At 61.6% G+C, this 5,418-nt stretch carries 2 protein-coding genes and 1 CRISPR repeat array; both genes read left to right on the top strand.

The window, feature by feature from the left end:
* The coding region (gene cas1e, locus NP589_RS21105) for a type I-E CRISPR-associated endonuclease Cas1e (protein ID WP_256608737.1) at positions 1-670 on the top strand (670 nt) is incomplete at its 5' end.
* Complete coding sequence (gene cas2e / locus NP589_RS21100) at positions 651-953, top strand: type I-E CRISPR-associated endoribonuclease Cas2e (protein WP_256608736.1); 303 nt, start codon at positions 651-653, stop codon at positions 951-953. The genes cas1e and cas2e, both read left to right, overlap by 20 nt.
* 79 nt (positions 954-1,032) lie before the next feature.
* Positions 1,033-5,393: a CRISPR direct-repeat array (repeat unit 29 nt; unit sequence GCGTTCCCCGCACCCGCGGGGATGAACCG).
* Positions 5,394-5,418 lie beyond the last annotated feature (25 nt).

Genomic DNA, 5,418 nt, shown 5'->3' with positions numbered 1-5,418 from the left:
CGTCAGGCTGTATGCCGCGGGCCAGCCGGGCGGCGCGCGCTCCGACCGCTTGCTGTATCAAGCCAAACTGGCGCTGGACGATGCGGCCCGCTTGAAGGTGGTGCGCAAGATGTACGAAATCCGTTTCGGCGAAAAACCGCCAGAGCGGCGTAGCGTCGAACAACTGCGCGGCATAGAAGGTGCCCGCGTCCGCAAACTGTATCAATTGCTTGCCAAACAGGCAGGGGTCGAGTGGAAAGGTCGTAATTACGATTACACTGCTTGGGACAACAGCGACACCGCCAACCGCTGTCTCAGCTCCGCCACCGCCTGTTTATACGGCATTTGCGAAGCCGCCGTGCTGGCCGCCGGATACGCGCCGGCCATCGGCTTTATCCACACCGGCAAGCCGCTGTCGTTTGTCTACGACATTGCTGATTTATTCAAATTCGACGACATCGTCCCTCACGCCTTTAAAATCGCAGCCAAAAACTACCCCAATCCGGAACGCGAAGTCCGCCTGATGTGCCGCGACGTGTTTCGCCAGTCCAAAATTCTGCGAAAAATCATCCCCACCATCGAAGAGGTGCTGGCCGCAGGCGAATTGGAACTGCCCAAGCCCGCCGAAGAAAACATCGAACCGGCCATCCCCAACAACGAGAGCATCGGCGATGTTGGTCATCGTAGTTGAAAACGCCCCGCTGCGTTTGCGCGGTCGCTTGGCGGTGTGGCTGATCGAAATCCGCGCGGGGGTTTATGTCGGCGATTTATCGGCCAAAGTTCGGGACATGATTTGGTCGCAAATTGAAGATGGTATTGAAGAAGGCAATGCCGTTATGGCTTGGTCTACCAACACCGAATCCGGTTTTGATTTTATGACTTTAGGAAAAAATAGACGCTTGCCGGTAGAGCTGGACGGCCTGAAGCTGGTGTCGTTTTTCCCAATCGAAGACGATGAAAAACAGGCTCTTTAACAATACGGAAAACACCGAAAAAATCGGTAGAAAATTAGACGGGTTATTTCCGTTTAACTAACAATAGGTTAGGATTAGTGCGTTCCCCGCACCCGCGGGGATGAACCGCCCCTATGGCGCATCTCTAACAGGTTGACCAGGCGTTCCCCGCACCCGCGGGGATGAACCGAAAAACGGCATTAAATCCTGGTTAACGTTCCTGCGTTCCCCGCACCCGCGGGGATGAACCGATAACCGGATCGTGTTTGAGTGCGAATATTGCGCGTTCCCCGCACCCGCGGGGATGAACCGAATAGCATCGATCTCGATCAGCGTGCGGCTGGGCGTTCCCCGCACCCGCGGGGATGAACCGCCAGCCTTTATCGCTGAGCGGTTGGTGACACAGCGTTCCCCGCACCCGCGGGGATGAACCGTTTTTGTTGCGGGTTTCTTTGCTGCCGTCTTCGCGTTCCCCGCACCCGCGGGGATGAACCGTATTCGAAAGCGGTGTTTGTCGATTTGCTTGCGCGTTCCCCGCACCCGCGGGGATGAACCGACGGACAGACGCCTTCGCGCAGGTGTTCGCCGGCGTTCCCCGCACCCGCGGGGATGAACCGACCACCTGTGGCTTTATCGTCAGCAAATACCAGCGTTCCCCGCACCCGCGGGGATGAACCGGCGATAGCGTCGAGGATGCCTTCGCACAAATACGCGTTCCCCGCACCCGCGGGGATGAACCGCCCACCAAGGCCGGCAAACATGACTAGCACACGCGTTCCCCGCACCCGCGGGGATGAACCGTCCTGATGCTTTGCAGTACCCAATAACCAGCTGCGTTCCCCGCACCCGCGGGGATGAACCGAGCAAACTCGCTTTGCATAGACTCGTCTTTTTGCGTTCCCCGCACCCGCGGGGATGAACCGCCTTCTGCTATGCCGTCGCTGGCAATGGCGGAGCGTTCCCCGCACCCGCGGGGATGAACCGAGCAAATTGCGCAACATAGCCCCTTGTGGCGCGCGTTCCCCGCACCCGCGGGGATGAACCGAAAAATCAATCGCTCCAAATGCAATGTGGAGCGCGTTCCCCGCACCCGCGGGGATGAACCGATGACGGGAAGCTCTACGAAGTGCAAGGCTCAGCGTTCCCCGCACCCGCGGGGATGAACCGGTTTTGTAGTTTGCGAAGCGCTTTTACTTCTCGCGTTCCCCGCACCCGCGGGGATGAACCGATGACCAGCTTGCCTGATTTTAAGTTGACGACGCGTTCCCCGCACCCGCGGGGATGAACCGAGTACCTGGTTGATCTGAATGCAAAATCGGCTGCGTTCCCCGCACCCGCGGGGATGAACCGGTGATGTCGTGATCGATGAGGCGGCATTCCACGCGTTCCCCGCACCCGCGGGGATGAACCGTCGATAGGCTCTGCTGCTGTCCCTCCAATGTTGCGTTCCCCGCACCCGCGGGGATGAACCGGAATCAGGCTATCATCCGAGAAGGTAGGCCACGCGTTCCCCGCACCCGCGGGGATGAACCGGCAAGATTAGGCACGTTGGTTATTTCCCGGAAGCGTTCCCCGCACCCGCGGGGATGAACCGTCAGCCGGACCAGTCAGCAGGCGCAAGCCCGTGCGTTCCCCGCACCCGCGGGGATGAACCGTCTAAAAACCTTGACTTGGCGGCTAGGCACCTGCGTTCCCCGCACCCGCGGGGATGAACCGTCGACGGCGCTTAGGTCCATGTGATCGTGCCCGCGTTCCCCGCACCCGCGGGGATGAACCGTTGGTAAGTATTGTAGAGTCAGGCCGATCATGGCGTTCCCCGCACCCGCGGGGATGAACCGCGGCTTCAGGCGATTTACGGCGTACGTTGGGAGCGTTCCCCGCACCCGCGGGGATGAACCGCCTTGCGCCGCGCCGTCGGTGTCTTTAACCAAGCGTTCCCCGCACCCGCGGGGATGAACCAGTCACGCTGCCCACCGCTTGCGTGGCGGTCTTGCGTTCCCCGCACCCGCGGGGATGAACCGCCATCACGGCAGACGGATCACTGCCCGCTTGAGCGTTCCCCGCACCCGCGGGGATGAACCGGCTTTATTTTTGCGTAATGACGTTGATAGCTTGCGTTCCCCGCACCCGCGGGGATGAACCGAAGTTTAATCCGTCTAAGCCTTGTTGTGCCAAGCGTTCCCCGCACCCGCGGGGATGAACCGCCCGCTGTCAAAGTTGTTGCCCTGGCTTTTGAGCGTTCCCCGCACCCGCGGGGATGAACCGCATGATCGACCTGCCGGACACCATTGCCAGCAGCGTTCCCCGCACCCGCGGGGATGAACCGTCACTTTAATAAGATATACCGATGATGCAGCAGCGTTCCCCGCACCCGCGGGGATGAACCGCTGTGCTTTGTTGTTCACGCCGAAGCTAACGCGCGTTCCCCGCACCCGCGGGGATGAACCGGCTTTGTAGCTTGCGAAGCGCTTTTACTTCTCGCGTTCCCCGCACCCGCGGGGATGAACCGCAGCTTGCGGTAGCAGTTGGGCGAAGCAAGTCGCGTTCCCCGCACCCGCGGGGATGAACCGGCTACGCGACCGCGGTTTGTTATTCGTGGGAAGCGTTCCCCGCACCCGCGGGGATGAACCGCTAAAATCAGAAGGCTACGCGACCGCGGTTTGGCGTTCCCCGCACCCGCGGGGATGAACCGCGTTTCCTCGTTTTCCTGTCCTGTATTAGCAAGCGTTCCCCGCACCCGCGGGGATGAACCGCCAACAAATTCAGCAATTGAAAACATGCTGAAGCGTTCCCCGCACCCGCGGGGATGAACCGCCAGATAACTGCGAAAATTGTGACGTAGAGCAGCGTTCCCCGCACCCGCGGGGATGAACCGCTGGCCGCAGGCGTTAGACATAGAAGGCTCTGGCGTTCCCCGCACCCGCGGGGATGAACCGCAATAAAAACATTGCCGGCTGCTGTTGAGTCGCGTTCCCCGCACCCGCGGGGATGAACCGGGGGCATCGAATACAACGCGATGCAGACCAAAGCGTTCCCCGCACCCGCGGGGATGAACCGTGATCTATACGTTAGACGATTCCGGGCTGTTAGCGTTCCCCGCACCCGCGGGGATGAACCGCGAGGCGGGCGGCGGATGTTGCAGGCTGTCGAGCGTTCCCCGCACCCGCGGGGATGAACCGGCTGCGCCAATCGATACAGATCCATAAACGAAGCGTTCCCCGCACCCGCGGGGATGAACCGTTATTGAATAGTAATAATAATATAGAAAAGCTGCGTTCCCCGCACCCGCGGGGATGAACCGATTACGTTTGATGAATGCGTCGCCAACGGCTTGCGTTCCCCGCACCCGCGGGGATGAACCGCCGCACGTCATCAGCCCGCGTGCGCGGTCATTGCGTTCCCCGCACCCGCGGGGATGAACCGCCATCGGGCCGAATCAATTTATCGACCGATAGGCGTTCCCCGCACCCGCGGGGATGAACCGTCCTGGGAGACCTCCAGGCCGCAGACTATCCCGCGTTCCCCGCACCCGCGGGGATGAACCGCCATCACCGGGTTGCCGTCGTGGTGTATCCGGGCGTTCCCCGCACCCGCGGGGATGAACCGCCCAGGCAAAATAGTTGCTGTCTGATCGATTCGCGTTCCCCGCACCCGCGGGGATGAACCGCGGCTGGCGTATTTGAGGATGATTTTCGGCCGGCGTTCCCCGCACCCGCGGGGATGAACCGCGCGGGCGGTGTTGCGTGGCTGATAGTTCTGCGCGTTCCCCGCACCCGCGGGGATGAACCGAATATTACGTCGTCAGCAGCCGCAACGGCGACGCGTTCCCCGCACCCGCGGGGATGAACCGCAGGGGGAGTCTGTGCGGGTTGATACTGGGTTGCGTTCCCCGCACCCGCGGGGATGAACCGCGTGTGCAGGGTGTTCATGAAAATGAACAGGGGCGTTCCCCGCACCCGCGGGGATGAACCGTTGCCGGATTTAGTAAACCCGGAAATGTTTGGGCGTTCCCCGCACCCGCGGGGATGAACCTCCGCCATTGCCAGCGACGGCATAGCAGAAGGCGCGTTCCCCGCACCCGCGGGGATGAACCGGTTGACCGGCGTGAATTCAGCGTCAAACGGCAGCGTTCCCCGCACCCGCGGGGATGAACCGGCTCTCTCTGTTGAGCACTCGATACACGGCTGGCGTTCCCCGCACCCGCGGGGATGAACCGCTCTGCGCGGCGCTATCTGTCGGATTAAGCGGGCGTTCCCCGCACCCGCGGGGATGAACCGAAACTTCGTATCCCCTACAAACCCGAAATTCGGCGTTCCCCGCACCCGCGGGGATGAACCGACTGCGAACAATCACCACGGCTATTTGGCGTCGCGTTCCCCGCACCCGCGGGGATGAACCGCAAATCAGCAAAAACGTCAACAGCATGCGGCGCGCGTTCCCCGCACCCGCGGGGATGAACCGAGTTGCGGGCGACTATGCCGATTGC

The sequence above is a fragment of the Methylomonas rosea genome, assembly GCF_024505055.1.
Taxonomy (GTDB): Bacteria; Pseudomonadota; Gammaproteobacteria; order Methylococcales; family Methylomonadaceae; genus Methylomonas; species Methylomonas rosea.
The sequence above is the reverse complement of the archived record's forward strand: the minus strand, read 5'-3'. Positions and strand labels throughout refer to the sequence as shown.